We start from the raw sequence: 18,310 nt of genomic DNA on the forward strand, positions 1-18,310 counted from the left end.
GGGAGGACGTCAATACACAGGGAGATCAGCAGTGCGAACTCGGACTCGCGTCGTTGCCTCGCTCGCTGCCGCCGGTGTGGTGGCGCTGGCCGGGTGCGGCACGGATGTGGACGACATCACGGTCGGCGCCGGAAAAGGCTGGCCCGCAACGCATCACGATGGCAGCAACGCGAGCGGCAGCCCGGTGCGGGGTGCGGACTCGATGTCGCTGAGCTGGTCACGTCCGGTGGGCGGCCCGATCGCCCAGCCGTTGACGATCGGCGCCGAGGGCCAGATGTTCGTCACCACGAGCACCGGCAACTGTGCGATCTTCTCCTTCCAGATGCTCACCGGCCGCAAACGCTTCTGCAACCCGCTCGGCCCGTCGACAATCGAAGCGCCGACCGTGCTCGACGGAGTCAGCAATGTGTACGTCGGTGACGACGGCGCGGTGAATTCGTTCAACTACCTCGGGCAGCCGCGGTGGCGCACCCCGGTGGCGGGCGTGCCGGTGGCGATCCAGTTCACCGGCGACGGCAACGTGCTGACGGTGACGCAGTCCGGTCAGGTCGACGTGCTGAGCCGGCAGACCGGCGGTCGGGTGGTCCCGACCCTGCAGCTGCTCGGTGAACCCGACTTCCTGAAGTACCCCGGTCTCACCCGTCCCGCGTCCGGCGACGGGCTCGACGACTGCCAGACGGGTGGTCCCCGCTGTGCCGTCGCCAACACCACCGCCGTCGACCCGTCGACCGGCCGCTTCTTCGTCACCGTCTGGGAGCCGGGCAAGCAGGCCGCCGCTCTGCGCGCGATGCGCTACGCCGACGGCGCCGTGACCCAGGAGTGGAGCGCCGAGGTACTCACCGGCGGCAGCGCGACCAGCCCCTCCCTCTCCGCCGACGGCGACACCGTCTACATCGGCGACAACAGCAAGCGCTTGATCGCCCTGAACACCACCGACGGCGCCACCCGCTGGACCCAGCCGTTGCCGTGGGCGCCGCAGGGCGGCATTTCCGTGGCGGGCGACCTGATCATCCCGGCGGGCGACGACGGTTACCTGACCGCGCTGCGCGACAAGGACGACAAGGCCGAGATCGTCTGGGAACGCAAGGATCTCGCCCTGCGCGGCACCCCGGCACACACCGCGGGCGATATCGGCTACACCGTCGCCGCCATCGGCGCGGGCCTGAGTCTCATCACCTTCGACACCACCACCGGCAACACCATCGACTCCGACCCCCTGCCGGCCGCCACCGGCACCACCACGGGCACCTCCATCGGTCCGGAAGGTGAAGTCGTCGTCGCCACCCGCCTCGGTGAGATCTTCGCCTTCACCCCGGACGCCTGAGTACCCGCGGGCTTCTTCCGCCGCGCACGGACGAGGTACGCCTGAATCGCCTCAGTACGGGTTGGCTCGGTCCAGCCAGCGCGCGTCGAGTTCCGTCGCGCGCTGCCGGGTGAAGGAAATACGCGCCGGATCGCCGTCGGCGGTATAGCGCTGGTCCGGGTTCGCGGCGAGCCAGTCCAGCCAATAGGCCGAATCGAATGGGACCGCACCCCGGCCTGATCGGATGCGCGGCACCCCGCCGGGGTCGACCGCGCCGTAGGGGGCGGGGGCGGGGTTGGAGCCCACCAGCATCACGGCGTCGAAGCGGTAGGAGGTGCCGTCCCAGTGGCCTGCCGTGGCCAGTGCGTGGTCGCGGGGATGGATGCCGAGCGGTAGCGCCATGGTGCGCACGGCCGCTCCGGGCGCCGCCGTGGTCACCGCGCGCACATTCTGCACCAGTTCGCGTTGCACGCCGTCGGCGTCCAGGCTCGCGAGGTTGGCGTGATCGGCTGTGTGCGCGCCTATTTCGTGGCCGTTCGCGACCAGCCACGGCAGCGCGCGCGGGTCTGCGCCGAAGGGCTCGTTGTTCACGTAGAAGGTGGCCACCGGGCGGAAGTCGGGGTAGCGGGCCCCGAACTCGGCGAGAATGCCCGCGGCACTGTCCGGTGCCACCGCGCCGGTGTCGGTGAAGCCGAGTTGGCTGCCGGTGGAATCGTCGAAGGTGAGTACTACCGGGTGGGTACCGGCGGGCAGGTCGAGGTCGCCGGAGATGTATCGCGCGGCGGTGACCGGACGGTAGTTCTCGCGGTACAGCCGTTCGAGTTCGTCCCGGAATTCCGCCGGGGTCTGGTCGTATTCGCCTGCCGGATTCGGGGTGATCTGGTGATACATCAGGACCGGGACGAATCCCAGTTCGTTGGCGGCGATCTCGGCGGGATTCGGCGGTGCCGGTTTCGCCGTCGTCACCGGCACCGTCGTGTGCGCCGGAACCGCGGCATTGTTCACTGCGGTACAGGCTGTGAGTGCGGCCGCCAGCGCTGCCGCCGACACGAGCCGAAACATTGTGTTCGAACCGCCCATCATCAATGCGATATTACGCCGCGGCGACGGATTACAGTCGATCTATCGATACCGAGTACGCCGCGTCGGAACTGCGAAATAGTTGGCGTGTCAATGGTTTTGAAAGGCGGTGTTGACGGTGGAATGGCAGCTCCGATCGGCCGATCGACGGCGATGGATGGCTCCCGTTATCGGTGTCGCCCTCGCGTCGCTGGTGGTCTCCCTGGTAGCCGGATTCGCGCTGAGTAGATCCGCGGAATCGACCGTCGCCGACACCGTGCCGCCGACGCTGCGGATGACACCGACCGATCCGGTGAGCTCCTATCGCGCGCCGGTCGTGGTGCGCGGCACCGCCATCGACGCGGCTCGCGTGTCCATCGGCCCCGATTCGGTGGTCCCCGCCGCGGACGGGACATTCGAACTCTCGGTGCGATGGGCCCCCGCTTTCGAGGTCGTCGCGACCGACGCCGACGGCAATCAGACCAGCAGCACCGCGGTCACGTCGAGCACGCTACCGAGGATGCGCGCGGTGCACGTCACCGCGCACGCCTGGTCGCACGAGGGACTGCGCGAAGCTGTTCTCGATCTTGCCCGTGAGGGCCGTATCGACACCGTGCAGCTCGATATCAAGGACGAGGACGGCGTGATCGGCTACGCCTCCCAGGTGCCGCTCGCCCTCGAATCCGGTGCCGCCGCGGCGATCTACGATGCCCCGGCAGCTCTGCGGCAATTGCACGATATGGGCCTGCGGGTGGTCGGGCGCATCGTCGCATTCCGCGATCCGACTCTCGCGGGCTGGGCCTGGCACAACGGCCGACCCGACTGGGTTGTCCAGAATCCTTCCGGGCAACCCTATTCCAGCCACTACGGCCCGATCGCCTTCACCAATTTCGCCAACCCCGACGTGCGCGGATACAACATCGATCTCGCGGTCGAGGCAGCGCGACTCGGCTTCGACGGCATCATGTACGACTATGTCCGCCGCCCCGACGGCAGCCTGAACAGCATGCGTTTCACCGGCCTCACCGACACCCCCGCCGCCGCGGTCGCGGGCTTCCTCGCCGAGAGCCGCTACCCCGTGCACCTCGCGGGCGCGCACCTGAGCGCCGCGGTCTACGGAATCGCCTCCACCCGCCCGGACGAGATCGCCCAGGACATCCCGCTCATCGCCCGCAGCGTCGATTTCGTGGCGCCCATGATCTACCCGTCGCATTGGGGCCCCGGCGAATACGGCGTCGCGAACCCCAACGCCCAGCCCTACGACATCATCTTCCGCTCACTGCAAGACTTCACGGCGGCCACGGCGGGCACCGGCGCGAAAGTGGCCCCGTGGCTCCAGGACTTCAGCCTCGGTGTCACCTACGGCGACGCCGAACTCCGCGCCCAGATCGACGCCACGCGAGACGCGGGCATCGACAGCTTCTTCCTCTGGAACGCCGCCACCCGCTACCACGGCGGCGGCCTCCAACCGGCCTGAGCCGGAGCAGGGTGCCTGCCGAGCCGACGCCGCGCCGCTCACTGCACCCAGGCGAGCGCATCGCTCTCGTCGGCCAGCGCGAACACCCGCACCTGCGCCGGGATCAGAAACCCGAACAGATGCACAGCCTCGCCCAACATCCGATGATCGGTGACCAGCGCGATCCGCCCCCACGCATCCCGCGGCACCTTCACCAACTCCAGATCCTTGGCCATCGCCCCCAGCGAATACCTGTCGAAGTCCTCGCCGAGCACATACACCAGATTGACCGGCTCTTCCCGCTCGACGGCTTCCCTGATCGCCGGATCGAGCACCGTCGCGTAGTCGTCGGCAGTCACCGTCCCGCTGGCCCGGAACCCGATGGTCGCCGCGGGCAGATCAGAAATCGGCTGCAAAGGCATCGGCTCTCCTCGACTCGAAGACATAGGTCCAGACTCCGCGACCCTAGACCCGCCCCACCGCCCCCCACCTCACCCATCGCGGATGAACCGCCCAGAACCTCCTCCGAGCGGCCATCGAACTACTCGGCTGTTTCCGTCGGGTCCAGGCCGGCCTGTTTCGGGGCCGCGGGGACCCACTCACGCAGCGGTTGCATCACCGCGCCGTAGAAAGCGTCGGTGGCTGTGGTGACGCTGGCGATGAAGCTGGCCGCGGTGCCCGAGCGTTTGTTGCCCATCGGGAAGGTCTGTTCGAGGGTGAACGAGACGATCGGGCTGGTGCGGCCGTCGATGAGCGACTTGGGGGTGGTGCGGACGGTGTCGAGGAATTCGCAGGTTTCGTTGCCGCGTTCGGCGAAGACGGCTTCGACCTGGACGCGGCCGGGCGCATCGGTGAGCTGTCTGGTCAGCCACGACACACGGCGGGCCTGGGTGCCCTCGTCGGGTGCGGCGATGGTGGTGCGGCAGCGGACCTTGTTCGTCCGCACATCGGCGATGACGGTGAGGTCGCCGGCGGTGTCGGGGATGCGCAGGACGGCCTCGAACGAACCGTCGGTGGCCAGCCGTTCGGCGACGGCGGCGGCCCGCACCGCCGGATCGGCGTGGAACTTGCGGGCGAGGACATGCTTGACCTCGACACCGAGTTCGGCGGTGAGTCGCAGCGCGAGATGCCTGCACAGCGACACCCACGTGTCGGCGACCGTCAGTGCTTTCGCGTCACCCGCCCGCAGTGTTCCCTGGGTGACGGCGTCACGGACGGTGACCCAGTGTCTGCCCATGTCGACGAACTCGGCCGCACCCGAACGGGGATGATCGAGGAAGCGCAGGAATTCGGCGAGAATCCAGGCTTGCAGTGCGTCGTCGATGCCACCGTGGGTGGTGAGCATGCGCGCCTCGTGGGCCACTTCGGCCCACGACAGGTGGCGCAGTGCCACTTTCGTCAGCTTGCGGCGGTCGACTTGGACGGGCAGTTCGCCCGGTCCGGCGGGGATGTCGTTGGACAGGCTGACGACGGCGTCGTACTTCTTTCGCCGCGCGACGTCGAGGTAGCTCTCCAGCTGATCTCGCCGGAGCTTGCCGTTGCCCGTCTTCACTTCCAGCAGCCCGGTCCACTGCTTGGCACCGCGACTCACCTTCAACACCGCGTCCGGGATGACTTTGGTATCGCCCGATTCGTACTGCACTTCGAGATAGCCCTCGAAAGCCCCTGCGGGCGCGCCCATTCGGGCACAGATGGCCCGGGCGAAGGGTCGTACGGCCTGCATGGTGGCGATGAGTGCGGAGGTGGTGCGCCGTTCCTGTTCCTCGCCCGCGCCGACCCCGACGACCGAGAACAACCGAGCGGGTTGCCACGTATCCGATTCGGCCTGCCTGAATTCGATCGGCTTGGTTTTGCGCACCACGCGCTTGGTGGTTGCTACTCCGCGCGACGGTGTTTGCACGGCGGGGGTCTCGGGGACAACGACTTCCGGCTCAGCGGGTGCTGGCGCAGGGTCCTCGACAGTGACCCCGAAATCGGTTGCCAGCCCGGACAGGCCCGACTCCCAGCCCTGCCCGACAGCCCGCACCTTCCAGTTGCCGTCGCGCCGATACACCTCGCCGAAGACGAATGCCGACTCCGTGTCCGCGTCGGCGGTGAGATATTCGGCCAGCGAATGCCCGGCCGGATCGATGACGTGGAACGCGAGTTTGCCCAGCGCACCGAATGTCCCCTCACCGACGCTGCCCGCCAAGGCGATGGTGTGGACGTGCACGGGAACCGCCGACAGGTCGATCGAGATCCTGGCTTGCTTTCCTTCCTCGGTGGCACTCGTTCCGAGGAAACATACTGAGCCGTCGGGTGATTCGGTCTGGTTGTAGAAGACGAAGTCGGCATCGGACCCGACGCGCCGGTCGGCGCCGAGTAGCAGCGCGGAGGCGTCGACTTCGATCTCGGGTTCCGGCCAGCCGATCACGATGTCGACGCGGTCGACATCCTCGGGAAGCGGAATGTTCTGGCCCTTGGACAGCAGCGGAGACGACACAGTGGCGGTTCACCCTTCGAAGGTCGGCGTTCAGTCGCAAGGCTGATGCAGCCGACCCGCTCGCTGACCCCCCTTGGCGCACACCGCGATGGCATGACGGTGCCGAGGGTTGTCGGCGGCGAAACCTACTCTGTTACACGGATCACGTTTGAATGATCGCCCGAATGGAAAGGGGTGGGGTTACTTCGGATCGCGTTCCGGTAGGGGTCTTTCCACGATGTCCGGGCGGCCGAGGGAGGTACGGACTCGGCGTTTGGCGGCCGTGTAGACCTGGGCGGTTTCGGCGGCCACCACGTCCCAGGCGAAGTCGGCGGTGAGGCGTTCGCGGGCGGTGTGGGCGCGGGCCTGGGCGGTGGACGGGTCGTCGAGGACGGCGCGGGTGGCGTCTACCAGGCCGTCGATGTCGGCGGGGGCGAAGGACGCGCCGGTGACGCCGTCGATCACCGCTTCGCCCAAACCGCCTGCGGTGGAGGCGATCAGGGGGACACCCGCGGCGGCGGCCTCGAGGGCGACGATGCCGAAGGGTTCGTAGCGGCTCGGCAGGACGATGGCGTCGGCGCCGTGCAGCCAGCCGAGGAGTTCGTCGTGGCCGAGGCTGCCGACGAAGTGGACCGCGCGGGCGACGCGGTGCACGCGGGCGCGTTCACGCAGCCACTCGAACTGGGTGCCGACACCGGCGACGGTGAGCGTGGTGCCGGGGTGGGCGCGGCGGATGCGGGGGAGAGCGGCGATCGCGTCCTGCACACCCTTCTCGTACTCGAGGCGGCCGACGTAGAGCAGGCGCGGCGGGCCGGAGCGCGGCGCGCGGGAACGGAAGGTCCACGAGCCGACGTCGATGCCGTTGCGGATCACCGTGATCGGCGCGAGCTCGGGCCCGTAGAGCCGGTCGACTTCGTCCTGCATGGAGGTCGAGCAGGTGATGAGCTGATCGGACTCGTTGGTCAGCCACCACTCCACCGAGTGGACCTGCTTGTTGACCCGGCCCGACACCCAGCCGCTGTGGCGCCCGGCCTCGGTGGCGTGGATCGTCGAGACGAGCGGCACGTCGTAGTACTCGGCGAGCGCGATGGACGGGTGCGCGACGAGCCAGTCGTGCGCGTGCACCACATCGGGCGTCCAGCCCTCGCCGACGCCGGGCTTGCCGAGCGCTACCCCGGCACGCACCATCGCGTGCCCCATGGCCAGTGTCCAGGCGAGCATGTCCTCGCCGAAGTCGAAGCACGGCGGGTCTTCGGCCACCGCGACGACGAGCACGCCGTCGGCGATGTAGGAGTGGGTGGGGTGAGTGACCGAGTCGGTCCCCGTCGGGCGGCGGGCCAGCACCACGACCTCGTGACCGGCCGCGGCCAGCTCGACGGCCAGGTGATGCACATGCCGGCCGAGCCCACCGACCACGACCGGCGGGTACTCCCACGACACCATCAAAATCTTCATGCGGATCCTTCAGCGGCGGCCGACGGGACGACGGTCGGCAACCGCCGCGCGTCCAGACCAGGGAAGAATCCGTCGGCCATCGCCCATCCTGCCGCGAGACGGGTCGCTTTGGCGAACTGACCGGCGCCGATCGCCTCGGCGAGCTCCCGGACGGCGTGCGCGTGTTCGTGCGCCCGATCGCGCGCGTACCCGGCGGCGGAGTCCTTGCTGACCATGAACGCCCAGTCGCTGGACACCGTGAGAATCGCCTCACGCAGCAACTGATCGGCGACCGGGTCGCGCAGGGATCCGTCGCGGCGCACCTTGTCGAGGGTGTCCAAGGCCAGGCGAACGATGTCGGCGTTGAGCGCGACGAGGTCGGCGACCTGGTCGCCCGCCCAGACCCGCCAGTCCTTGCCCGAACCCCACGAGGAGTCGTTGAGCTGCACAGGTTCGCCGACGAAGCCCTTCTCGCGGGCATCGGCGAGGGTGCCGACGTTCACCCCCGCTTCGGGCAGGGCGCGCAGCACTTGTTCGAGCCACTGCGGCCCTTCGTGCCACCAGTGCCCGAACAGCTCGGTGTCGAACGCGGCCACCACGAGGGCGGGCCTGCCGATCCGCGCGGACTCCTCGATCAGCCGGGCACGGACGGTCTCGACGAAGTCGGCGACGTCGCGGGTGACCGCTTCGGCCGCCAGCTCGGGATCGTAAGGGGCCTTGTCAGGACCGTCGACGGTCTTGCCCGTGACGCGCGAGGGTTTGAGCCCGGTCGCGTGGTCGTAGTGGTGGAAATCGCGGTAGGCGCTCTGGCCCGGGTAGCCCTGTTTCGGCGACCAGACCCGGTAACTCACGGCCAGGTCGCGCCCGAAGGCCACGACCTCGGAATCGCGGACCGGCCTGCCGAGCGAGGTGTCGCCGCGCAGCGAAGGGCCGTCGACCATGAAGTGGGTGATGCCCGCGGCGTCGTAGCCCCGTTCCATGCCGGGCGTGTAGCCGCATTCGGGTGCCCAGATGCCGGTCGGTGTGGTGCCCCAGCGCAGGCGCGCGTCGGCCAGGCCCTCGGTGAGCTGGAACTGGCGCAGGCGCGGATCGAGCAGCGGCTGGAACGGGTGCGCCAGCGGTCCGCCGAGCAGTTCGATCGCGTCGGCGTCGATCAGCGAACGCCAGACCGGCGAACCGCCGTGCTGCCAGTTCTGTTCGAAATCGGCCAGCGCGGTCGCGGCGAGCCGATGTTCGTGACGGCCCAGCGCCACATTCCCCGACATCGACGCCTCGTCGGCGCGCAACTGCCAGTTGCCCAGCCAATGGTGCATGCCCGCGAGGCAGTGTGGATCGTCGAGCTGCGCGGCGAGCACCGGTGTGATGCCGAGGCTCAGTAGATGCGAACGGCCTTCGGCGGCAAGATTTTTCAGCACCTTGACCAGCGGCAGATAGGACGCGGCCCAGGACTGGTAGAGCCATTCCTCGCCGACCGGCCAGCGCCCGTGATGGGCGAGCCACGGCAAGTGGGAGTGCAGGACCAGCGTGAACTGGCCCGGCACGGCGGAGCGGGAATCGGTCAACGTGGTGCCTTTTCGGCGATCGCGACCAGATCCAGGCTCGCGTCGATATCGCCCGCGCGCAGGTCGAAATCATCGATGGTGACGGCGGCGACGTCGGCGGTGAGGTCGGCGGGCCACGGCTCACCGGCCAGCGCGCGCTCGATCTGGGCGTCGATGAACGACCCACCGTGCTTGGCGTCCAGCGCTTTCAGGCTCGCGCCGTGGTGCACGCCCAGCATCTCGGAGACGGTGAACCCGGCCTCGACGAGCAGTTCGGTCAGCTCGGCGGCGTTGAGTTCGCGGGTGTGGAACGGGTTGAGGGGGGTGTCGCGACCGGGGGAGAAGGTGATGCGATTCGGGGTGCTGATCAGCAGCACGCCGCCGGGGCGCAGCACGCGCAGGCACTCGCGCAGGAACTGTCCCTGGTCCCAGAGATGTTCGATGACTTGGAAATTCACCACGACGTCGACGGATTCGTCGTCCAGCGGCAGCGCGGCGAGGTTGCCCTGGATCATCTGCACGCGCGGGTAGCGCGCGCGGACGTGCGCGACGGCGCTCTCGTCGTAGTCCAGACCGGTGACGCGCTGGGCGACGCCCGCGATCATGTCGGCGCCGTAGCCCTCGCCCGAGCCCGCCTCGAGCACGATCTTGCCGGTGCACCGATCGAGCAGGCGGGCGTAGGCGATCTCGTGCCGACGGAACCAGTAGTTCTCCTCGGCGATGCCGGGCACCGTCCGCTCGCCGGTCAACGGCAGTGGTTCATGTGTGGCGGCCACGGGTGCGGCAGGGATCACAGCCTCGCTCATTGGTCCGAGGTTACTGGTACCGCCGGTTCACGCAGGAGTCAGGGACCTCTTGCGCAGGTAGGTTACCCACGAGTAACTTAGCGTAGGGTAGTGTTCCGATCTGAGCTAGATATCTCACACGGACGTACGGCTCAGCTCGTGCGGCCCCACCACACACGTGTCCCCAGAAGGAGGTCGACGAAGACCGATGCCGAACATCGTCGTACTCATCAAGCAGGTCCCCGACACCTGGTCCGAGCGCAAGCTGACCGATGGTGACTACACCCTCGACCGCGAGGCCGCCGACGCGGTGCTCGACGAGATCAACGAGCGCGCCGTCGAGGAAGCGCTGCTGATCAAGGAGGCCCAGGGCGGTGAGGTCACCGTGCTGGCCGCCGGTCCCGACCGCGCCAACGAGGCCATCCGCAAGGCGCTGTCCATGGGCGCCGACAAGGCCATCCACATCAACGATCCGGCGATCCACGGCTCCGACGCCGTGCAGACCGCCTACGTGTTGGCCGCCGCGCTCGGCCAGGTCGAGGGTGTCGAGCTGGTCATCGCCGGTAACGAGGCCACCGACGGCCGCGCCGGTGCCGTGCCCGCGATCATCGCGGAGTACATCGGCATCCCGCAGCTGACGCACCTGCGCAAGCTCACCGTCGACGGCGACAAGATCACCGGCGAGCGGGAGACCGACGAAGGTGTCTTCAAGCTCGAGGCGTCCCTGCCTGCGATCGTCTCGGTCACCGAGAAGATCAACGAGCCTCGCTTCCCCTCCTTCAAGGGCATCATGGCCGCGAAGAAGAAGGAAGTTCTGGTCTTCACCCTGGCCGATCTGGGCGTCGACCCGGAGACCGTCGGTGTCGCCAACGCGGGTACCCAGGTCACCGGTGCCACCCCGAAGCCGGCTCGCACCGCGGGCGAGAAGATCGCGGACGAGGGCGAGGGCGGCAACCAGATCGCGTCCTACCTCATCGGTCAGAAGATCATCTGATCCGGCGCCGTCCGAGACTTCCAAGGAGAAAGAACTAATGGCTGAAGTACTTGTGCTCATCGAGCACGCCGACGGTGCCGTGAAGAAGGTCAGCACCGAACTGCTCACCGCCGCCCGTGCGCTGGGCGAGCCCGCCGCCGTCGTGACCGGTCCCGCCGGTACCGCCGACAAGCTGGCCGCCGCGCTGGCCGCCGGTGGCGCCGAGAAGATCTATGTCGCCGAGTCCGACGACATCGAGGGCTTCCTGGTCACCCCGAAGGTCGACGTCCTGGCCGGCCTGGTCGATTCCGCCGCGCCCGCCGCCGTGCTGGTCGCCGCCTCCGCCGAGGGCAAGGAGGTATCGGGCCGCCTTGCTGCGCGCATCGGCTCCGGTCTGCTCGTCGACGTCATCGGCGTCAACGCCGACGGCTCCGCTGTGCACTCCATCTTCGGTGGCGCGTTCACCGTCGAGGCCAAGGCCACCGGCGACGTGCCGGTGATCTCGGTGCGCCCCGGCGCCATCGAGGCCGCTCCGCAGGCCGGCGCGGGCGAGCAGGTCGTCGTCGAGGTTCCGGCGCAGGAAGACGGCGTCGTGAAGGTCATCTCGCGTGACCCGATCGTCGGTGGCGACCGCCCCGATCTCGCCGAGGCGAGCATCGTGGTCTCCGGTGGCCGCGGTGTCGGTTCCGCTGAGAACTTCTCGGTCGTCGAGGCGCTGGCCGACTCGCTGGGTGCCGCTGTCGGCGCCTCGCGTGCCGCCGTCGACTCGGGCTACTACCCGGGCCAGTTCCAGGTGGGTCAGACCGGTAAGACGGTCTCCCCGCAGCTCTACATCGCACTGGGCATCTCCGGCGCCATCCAGCACCGCGCCGGCATGCAGACCTCGAAGACCATCGTCGCTGTCAACAAGGACGAGGAAGCACCCATCTTCGAGATCGCCGACTACGGCATCGTGGGCGACCTGTTCAACGTCTCCCCGCAGCTGACCGAAGCCGTGAAGTCCCACAAGGGCTGATCACCACCCGGTCGGTTCGACCTCGGCCCGCGAAACCCGTTCCTGCGCCAGCGCAGCCCGGTTTCGCGGGCCGTTGCCGTTTCCCCGACCGGGCACGGGGCGCTGAGCGGTCGACCTCGCAACATCGAGCGGAGTCGGCCACTGTCGCGAAGGCGTGTGGCGCAGGTACTTCGGTGGACCTCGCCGAGGGCGGGTAGCGTGCGAGTCGTGTTGGAATCGGGGGCGGGCTTCGCTGGATATCGCTTGGAGCGGGTGCTCGGGCAAGGGGGGATGGGCACGGTTTATCTGGCCGAGCATCCTCGCTTGCCGCGCAGTGTCGCGCTGAAATTGCTGAATCGGGAGTTCTCGGCCGATCAGGAATTGCAGCGGCGGTTCGAGCGGGAGGCCGATGTTGTCGCGCAGCTGGATCATCCGAGTATCGTCGGGGTGTACGACCGTGGCAGCGATGACGGGTATCTGTGGATCGCGATGCAGTTCATTCGCGGAACCGATGCCGCCACGTGGGATTCGCGTGCGCACGAGCCGGGGGTCACCGCGCGCCTGATCGGGGAAACGGCGTCGGCACTGGACTACGCCAACCAACACGGAGTGCTGCACCGTGACGTGAAGCCGGGCAACATCCTGATCGCCGACGCCGAACACGGTCGTGAAATCCGGGCGGTACTCACCGATTTCGGGATCGCCCGGGTGGCCACCGCCAACACTCAGCTCACGGCGACGGGTACCTTCACCGCCACCCTCGCCTACGCCTCGCCCGAGCAGCTCTCCGGTGAGATCGTCGATCACCGCAGCGACCAGTACTCGCTGGCCTGCACCCTGTTCGCGATGTACGCCGGGCATCCGCCCTATACCGCGACCAACCCCGGCCAGGTGGTAGCGGGACACCTGTCGCACCCGGTGCCGCGACTCACCACGGTGCGAACGGATCTGCCGCCCGCGGTCGACGACGTCATCGCCCGTGCGATGGCCAAGCGGCGTGACGAGCGGTTCGGCAGCGCAACGGAATTCACCGAGGCGATCCGGGATGCGCTCGAGGGCAGGCATGTCGCCGCGCCGACCGTGCGCCGGCCGTGGACCGACCCCGCGCACCAGGTCCCGGGATCCGGTGAACACGCGCAGCGACCGTGGACCGATCCCGCCCGGCAGTGGCACGGCTCCGGCGGACATCCGCAGCAGCCCGTCCTCCCGGCGCATGGTCACAGTGAACAGGTGCAGCAGCACAGCCCGCAGGCGCAGGGCGCCGGTGGGCACCCACAACCCGGCTGGGGGCGCGCGGAATACGGTGCGCCGGTGGGTGATCCGCGGATGTACCCGATGGTGGCGGGCAATCAGTGGTACCAGGCCCCGGTCGGCGGCCCGGAGCCGTCGAAGGCCGCGGCGTTCTTCGTCGGCATCGTGACGCTGCTGTTCAGTCTGTCGATCGCGGCCTTCCTGATCTACGGCATCACCGAAACCCTCGACGAGATCGACCGGGGCAAGGATCCGAGCGGGTCGTTCATCGCGATCGCGATTCTCACCGTCGTCGTCGCGTTCACCGGCAGCGGCGCGGTGTTACTGCTCTGCGCGCGCACCGCCGGTCGTGTCATGTCGATCATCACCGCGGTGCTCGTCGGGCTCTTCGCGCTGTTCGGGGTCATCGGGTCCGCGGTGGGCGAGGTCTACGCCGCCACCGCCGCCAGTGCCGCGGTGTTCGTCCTCGCGGCGGCGCTGGTCGGTTTCGCGGCATCATCGTCGACCGGGCGCTGGATCCGCTATCGCAAGGCGGTGCGCGCGAGTCGTTGGCGATGACCCGCGGTGCAGGCGGCCATCAGTAGGGTGGGCTGATGTCGTCTGGGCGTGTGGTGCTGCCATCTTCGGTCGAGGAGACGGTTCGCGCGGTGTTCGGTGCGGCCGGGGCGCGGTGGATCGACGCGTTGCCCGAGGTGGTGGCGGGGTTGGCCGCTCGGTGGGGGCTGACCGAGTTCTCCGCGCCGTTCGGTGGCGGAACGCACGCCTATGTGGCGGCCGCGCGGCGCGTGGGCGGGGCATGGGTGGTGTTGAAGGTGCCGATGGTCGACGAGGAGAACGTCGCCGAGGCCACCGCGCTGCACAGCTATGCCGGCGACGGTGCGGTCCGGCTGCTCGATTTCGACCCGGCCAGCGGTGCGATGCTGCTCGAATGGGCCCGTCCGGGCACGGAATTGCTCACCCAGCCGGGGTTCCCGAGCCTGGAGGGGCGACCGGAGAACGCCGACAAGGTGGCGTTCGCCTGCGGGTTGTATCGCCGACTGCGGCGTCCCCGGACCGCGGTTCCCGCCGGTTTCCCGGAACTGCCCATGGCCACCGATATCGTGACCGGTCTCCGTGCGCGGCTGGCCGATCCGGAACCTGCACTGGCCGAACACCTCTCACCGCTGCTGCGAGAACGGGCATTGAGCAGGTGTGCCGAGTTGAGCGAGCCGGCCGGTGAACTGCTGATCGTCAACCGCGACACCCATCTCGGCAATATCGTGGCCGCCGAACGTGAACCGTGGCTGCTGATCGATCCGAAACCCTGCCTCGGCGAAGCCGCCTTCGACGCGGGCTTCCTGATCATGATCCAGGTCCAGACGACGCCGACCCCCGAACACGCGCGCGCCGTCGTCGTCACGACCGCGCGTCACCTCGATGTTCCGATCGACCGCGCGGGCGCCTGGGCCTTCCTGCGCGCGATCGAGGAGATCGTCTGGTCGGTCGAGGACGGCGACGACGACACTCTGCCACTGCACGTGGCGGTCGCGACGGCGCTGGCAGGCGACCCGTGGCGATCCGGCGACCCGACCTGAACGGCCGGGGCCACCACGACTCACGGCCGGTGCAGCGCGTCCAGCAGGGTCTGCACGATCGGGTTCTCGCGGGCGTCCTCGCGCAGGACCGCTGACACCGGGATGCGCAGGCGGTGGTCGGTGAGGTCGAGGGTGAGCAGGCCCTTGGTGGGGCCCTCGTAGAGGATCGTCCAGGACTCGGGGCGGTTGAGCAGCTCCATCGTGGCGGTGTGATCGGGCGGAATCGGCGGGCCGAAGGTGGGTCCGGTCGGGAGGTCGGCGAAGGCGGAGCGGATCAGTGTGTGCAACAACACCTGCTCCTGCTCGGGCGGGAGCAGCAGGGGGTAGGGGCTCAGATCGGCGAGGGTGACCGCGCCGCGTTCGGCCAGCGGATGATTGCTCGAGATGGCGATCACCAGGTCTTCGACCCACAGCTGTTCCACCGCGAGGCCCGGCTGCTCGACGCTGCCGCGGATCAGCGCCAGATCGCAGTCGCCGTCGGCCACCGCGGTGATCCGCTGACGGAAGGGTTTGATCACGTATTCGATCTCGGCGTCGGGGTGGGCGGCCCGCGCGGTGGCGATCGCCGACAGCGACGGCGCGGCGAAAGACATGTTCGCGGCCAGGCGAATGCGCGGTCCGGTGGTGCGCACGGCGGCACGGATCGCCGATTCCAGGCTCAGCATCTGCTTGGCCAGTGGCAGCAGGCGCGAGGTCGCGTCGGTCGGGACGACGGCGCGGGTGGTGCGCTCGAACAGTTGCGCGCCGAGGTCACGTTCCAGTCTCGCGATCTGATGGCTGATCGCGGATTGGGAGATGAAGCAGCGGTTGGCCGCGCGGCTGAAACTGAGCTCCTCGCAGACGGCCACGAAGTAGGCCAACTGTCGAAGTTCCACCAGGTACCTCCCATTGATTAGTCATACAGATAAGAGTCATCTCTATTATGCGCCCAGGCAGTGGAAACATCTTCGTTCCGCATCGCGTTTACTCATAGGAAAGGACTTATTACCGATCTGGAACGCGATCTTGGAGCGAGTGATCATGGAACACACAGATGTCGTCATCGTCGGCTCGGGCTTCGGAGGCCTGGCCGCAGCCAAGCAACTGGCCAAGTCACGAGTCGGTGTCGTGCTGATCTCGAGCACGCCCGAACACCTGTTCCAGCCGCTGCTGTATCAGGTGGCGACCGGCGTGCTCGCGCCCGAGGAGATCGCGCCGCCGATCAAGAACGTACTGCGCCGCCACCCCGAGATCGACGTCCGCCTCGGCAAGGTCACCGGCATCGACGCCGAGAACGCGGTCCTCACCTACGAGACCGCCGACGGTCCCCGCCAGATCGCCTACGCCTCGCTGATCGCCGCCACCGGCGCCAGCCAGAGCTACTTCGGCCGCGACGACTTCGCCGAGAAGACCTATTCACTCAAGACCATCGACGACGCCCAGCGTCTGCGCCGGCAGATCGCCCACGTGTTCGCCCTGGCCGAGGGCGCCGACGAGGTGACCAGGCATCGCCTGCTCAGCTTCGTGGTGGTCGGCGCGGGCGCGACCGGTGTCGAGGTGGCCGGCCAGATCAAGGAACTTGCGAAGCGGCACTTCCACCAGCAGGTTTCGGTGACCCTGGTCGAGGGTGCGGGCGAGGTGCTGCCGCCCTTCGGCGGCGGGCTCTCGGAATACGCGAAACGCTCGCTCACCGACAGCGGCGTCGAGGTGCTGCTGGGCACCTTCGTCACCGACATCGACGAGGGCAAGGTGACGGTCAAGGATAAAGAGGGCATGGAGCGCCGGATCGCCGCCGAGACGGTGGTGTGGTCGGCGGGCGTGCAGGTCGGCGGCTTCGCGACCTTGCTCGCCGAGGCCACCGGCGCCGAGACCGACCGTGCGGGCCGCATCCTGATCAACCCCGACCTGACCGTCGGCGGCCACGCCGACATCTACGCCATCGGCGACATGACCTCGCTCAACGGCTACCCCGGCCAGTCGCCGGTCGCCATGCAGGAGGGTCGCCACGCCGCCGACATCATCCGGCGCAAGAAGGCCGCGGGCACGCCGTTCGTCTACTGGGACAAGGGCAGCATGGCCGTGATCAGCCGCTTCAGCGCGGTGGTGAAGCTCAACGAGCGGGTGACGTTCAAGGGCACCATCGCCTGGGCGATGTGGTTGGCCGTGCACCTGATGTACCTGGTCGGCTTCCGCAACCGCTTCGCCGCGGTGGCGGGGTGGCTGGTCGCGTTCATCGGGACGGCGCGCCCCGGCTTCGACGAGGCCGAGCGCGCTGAGGCCGAGCGGGCGAAGGTCGAGCCGGCGAAGGCTGAACCGGCGAAGGCCGAGTCGGCGGACGCCGATCGCGCCGACGACACCGTCGCGGCGACCACCAAGGAGCGGGTGAACGCCTGACCCACCCTGCGACGGCCCGCCGAGAATCGGCGGGCCGTTGTCGTTTTCGCAATGCTCGAAATACCCGATCGCGAAGCGGGTCCAGCGCCGAAATCGGTCGTGTTCGGCTAGAAACCCGCAGGTGGGCGAACGATGGGCAGCGGGTCGGTAAACGCCCGGTGTGACGCCCATCTCGTTCACCGAACGGGCATCGGCACGACACTGGAGCGTCGCTCCGATGCCAGCTCGGACTGGCTTCATCAGCAGTATGACAATTTCGTCCGTGTTGACCGCCCCGGCGCCGGACTCCGGGGTGGGGAAATCTCGGTACTCCTTGGTCGTCGCGTCTGATGCCGAGCACCGGGAAGCCGCACAGCGACTGCGCTATCAGGTGTTCGCCTCCGAACCCGGTTTCCAGATGCCCGAGAACGCCACCGGCCTCGACGCCGACAAGTTCGACGAGCACTGCGACCACCTGCTGGTTCGGGACGAGTTCTCCGAACAGTTCGTCGGCTGCTACCGCATGCTGCCGCCGGACAAGGTCGACGCGGCGGGCGGCTACTACACCGCCACCGAGTTCGATCTGACCCAGCTCGATCCCACCGGTCACCGGATCGTCGAGATGGGCCGGGCCTGCGTGGTGCCCGATCACCGCAACGGCTCGGTGCTCACCCTCATGTGGGCGGGCATCCTGCACTACATCCAGCTCACCGGATACGACTGGGTGATGGGCTGTGTGTCGGTGCCGATGCGCGATTCCCCGACCGATCCGGCCGGGGTGAACGTGCGCGGCGTGCGCGACCAGCTGCTCGGCCGCCACGCGTGCGACCCCGAGCGCCGGGTGCACCCGTACAACCCGGTCGTCGTCGACGGACTCTCCCTCGATCAGATGACCCCGCCGAGCCGCCCCAAGATGCCGCCGCTGCTGCGCGGTTACCTGCGCCTCGGCGCCGAGATCTGCGGCGAACCGGCCCACGATCCCGATTTCGCCGTCGCCGACTTCGTCGCGCTGCTCGGCATGGAAACCATCAACACCCGGTACCTGGAGCGGCTGCAGAGCGCGGCCGCCAATTTCGACGGGAAGTAAACCCATGGTGTTCGACGCGCCGCTCGCAACGCACTCTCAT

At 68.4% G+C, this 18,310-nt stretch carries 15 protein-coding genes; 8 read left to right on the top strand and 7 right to left on the bottom strand.

Annotated elements, in window-relative coordinates:
* Positions 1-31: 31 nt before the first annotated feature.
* Positions 32-1,324 (top strand): outer membrane protein assembly factor BamB family protein, encoded by a 1,293-nt coding sequence (locus ACWGCN_RS07265; protein WP_387447212.1) that lies wholly within the window; start codon positions 32-34, stop codon positions 1,322-1,324.
* Between the two features lie 51 nt (positions 1,325-1,375).
* Here the strand turns inward: ACWGCN_RS07265 and ACWGCN_RS07270 are convergent, their stop codons facing one another.
* A complete protein-coding gene (locus ACWGCN_RS07270) occupies positions 1,376-2,365 on the bottom strand; it encodes a polysaccharide deacetylase family protein (RefSeq protein WP_452458334.1) in 990 nt (329 codons plus the stop codon).
* A gap of 175 nt (positions 2,366-2,540) precedes the next feature.
* Here ACWGCN_RS07270 and ACWGCN_RS07275 point away from each other — a divergent pair, with 175 nt between their 5' ends.
* Complete coding sequence (locus tag ACWGCN_RS07275) at positions 2,541-3,839, top strand: putative glycoside hydrolase (RefSeq protein WP_387447214.1); 1,299 nt, start codon at positions 2,541-2,543, stop codon at positions 3,837-3,839.
* 38 nt (positions 3,840-3,877) lie between these two features.
* Here the strand turns inward: ACWGCN_RS07275 and ACWGCN_RS07280 are convergent, their stop codons facing one another.
* The 5 genes from ACWGCN_RS07280 to ACWGCN_RS07300 all read right to left on the bottom strand — a co-directional run bounded on the left by ACWGCN_RS07280 (position 3,878) and on the right by ACWGCN_RS07300 (position 10,060).
* Positions 3,878-4,240: a SpoIIAA family protein gene (locus tag ACWGCN_RS07280; protein WP_387447215.1), complete on the bottom strand. Its 363-nt coding sequence runs from the start codon at positions 4,238-4,240 to the stop codon at positions 3,878-3,880.
* Between the two features lie 119 nt (positions 4,241-4,359).
* The gene (locus tag ACWGCN_RS07285) at positions 4,360-6,300 is read right to left on the bottom strand and encodes a TerD family protein (RefSeq protein ID WP_452458333.1); all 1,941 of its coding nucleotides are present in this window, start codon (positions 6,298-6,300) and stop codon (positions 4,360-4,362) included.
* Positions 6,301-6,480: 180 nt separating this feature from the next.
* Complete coding sequence (locus tag ACWGCN_RS07290; protein WP_378991550.1) at positions 6,481-7,734, bottom strand: glycosyltransferase family 4 protein; 1,254 nt, start codon at positions 7,732-7,734, stop codon at positions 6,481-6,483.
* A complete protein-coding gene (locus ACWGCN_RS07295) occupies positions 7,731-9,275 on the bottom strand; it encodes a 1,4-alpha-glucan branching protein domain-containing protein (protein ID WP_378991551.1) in 1,545 nt (514 codons plus the stop codon). The genes ACWGCN_RS07290 and ACWGCN_RS07295 overlap by 4 nt, the downstream gene beginning before the upstream one ends.
* Positions 9,272-10,060: a class I SAM-dependent methyltransferase gene (locus ACWGCN_RS07300; protein WP_378991552.1), complete on the bottom strand. Its 789-nt coding sequence runs from the start codon at positions 10,058-10,060 to the stop codon at positions 9,272-9,274. Before ACWGCN_RS07300 ends, ACWGCN_RS07295 begins: the two co-directional genes overlap by 4 nt.
* A 187-nt stretch (positions 10,061-10,247) precedes the next feature.
* Between ACWGCN_RS07300 and ACWGCN_RS07305 the strand changes: the two genes are divergently transcribed.
* From ACWGCN_RS07305 to ACWGCN_RS07320, 4 genes are all read left to right on the top strand, one after another.
* Positions 10,248-11,033, top strand: a complete 786-nt coding sequence (locus tag ACWGCN_RS07305) for an electron transfer flavoprotein subunit beta/FixA family protein (RefSeq protein ID WP_067449214.1) — start codon at positions 10,248-10,250, stop codon at positions 11,031-11,033.
* Positions 11,034-11,070: 37 nt separating this feature from the next.
* Positions 11,071-12,027, top strand: a complete 957-nt coding sequence (locus tag ACWGCN_RS07310; protein WP_378633270.1) for an electron transfer flavoprotein subunit alpha/FixB family protein — start codon at positions 11,071-11,073, stop codon at positions 12,025-12,027.
* A 207-nt stretch (positions 12,028-12,234) separates the two neighbouring features.
* On the top strand, positions 12,235-13,815 hold the full coding sequence (locus ACWGCN_RS07315; RefSeq protein WP_452458332.1) for a protein kinase domain-containing protein: 1,581 nt from the start codon (positions 12,235-12,237) through the stop codon (positions 13,813-13,815).
* 35 nt (positions 13,816-13,850) lie between these two features.
* Positions 13,851-14,831 (top strand): aminoglycoside phosphotransferase family protein, encoded by a 981-nt coding sequence (locus tag ACWGCN_RS07320; RefSeq protein ID WP_378991555.1) that lies wholly within the window; start codon positions 13,851-13,853, stop codon positions 14,829-14,831.
* Positions 14,832-14,851: 20 nt separating this feature from the next.
* Here ACWGCN_RS07320 and ACWGCN_RS07325 read toward each other — a convergent pair whose 3' ends face one another.
* Complete coding sequence (locus tag ACWGCN_RS07325; RefSeq protein WP_378633279.1) at positions 14,852-15,706, bottom strand: LysR family transcriptional regulator; 855 nt, start codon at positions 15,704-15,706, stop codon at positions 14,852-14,854.
* A 145-nt stretch (positions 15,707-15,851) separates the two neighbouring features.
* Here ACWGCN_RS07325 and ACWGCN_RS07330 point away from each other — a divergent pair, with 145 nt between their 5' ends.
* Together ACWGCN_RS07330 and ACWGCN_RS07335 are read left to right on the top strand one after the other, a co-directional pair.
* Positions 15,852-17,204 carry an NAD(P)/FAD-dependent oxidoreductase gene (locus ACWGCN_RS07330; RefSeq protein WP_452458331.1) on the top strand — a complete coding sequence of 451 codons (1,353 nt, stop codon included), beginning with the start codon at positions 15,852-15,854 and terminating at the stop codon, positions 17,202-17,204.
* A 247-nt stretch (positions 17,205-17,451) separates the two neighbouring features.
* Complete coding sequence (locus tag ACWGCN_RS07335) at positions 17,452-18,270, top strand: GNAT family N-acetyltransferase (protein WP_378991558.1); 819 nt, start codon at positions 17,452-17,454, stop codon at positions 18,268-18,270.
* Positions 18,271-18,310 lie beyond the last annotated feature (40 nt).

It is taken from the genome of Nocardia sp. NPDC055050, from assembly GCF_053608345.1.

Coding starts and splice junctions, on each gene's coding strand:
- ACWGCN_RS07290 (WP_378991550.1), bottom strand. CDS start 7,734: ATGAAGATTTTGATGGTGTCGTGGGAGTACCCGCCGGTCGTGGTCGGT.
- ACWGCN_RS07300 (WP_378991552.1), bottom strand. CDS start 10,060: ATGAGCGAGGCTGTGATCCCTGCCGCACCCGTGGCCGCCACACATGAA.
- ACWGCN_RS07275 (WP_387447214.1), top strand. CDS start 2,541: ATGGCTCCCGTTATCGGTGTCGCCCTCGCGTCGCTGGTGGTCTCCCTG.
- ACWGCN_RS07320 (WP_378991555.1), top strand. CDS start 13,851: ATGTCGTCTGGGCGTGTGGTGCTGCCATCTTCGGTCGAGGAGACGGTT.
- ACWGCN_RS07305 (WP_067449214.1), top strand. CDS start 10,248: ATGCCGAACATCGTCGTACTCATCAAGCAGGTCCCCGACACCTGGTCC.
- ACWGCN_RS07335 (WP_378991558.1), top strand. CDS start 17,452: ATGACAATTTCGTCCGTGTTGACCGCCCCGGCGCCGGACTCCGGGGTG.
- ACWGCN_RS07330 (WP_452458331.1), top strand. CDS start 15,852: ATGGAACACACAGATGTCGTCATCGTCGGCTCGGGCTTCGGAGGCCTG.
- ACWGCN_RS07270 (WP_452458334.1), bottom strand. CDS start 2,365: ATGTTTCGGCTCGTGTCGGCGGCAGCGCTGGCGGCCGCACTCACAGCC.
- ACWGCN_RS07280 (WP_387447215.1), bottom strand. CDS start 4,240: ATGCCTTTGCAGCCGATTTCTGATCTGCCCGCGGCGACCATCGGGTTC.
- ACWGCN_RS07310 (WP_378633270.1), top strand. CDS start 11,071: ATGGCTGAAGTACTTGTGCTCATCGAGCACGCCGACGGTGCCGTGAAG.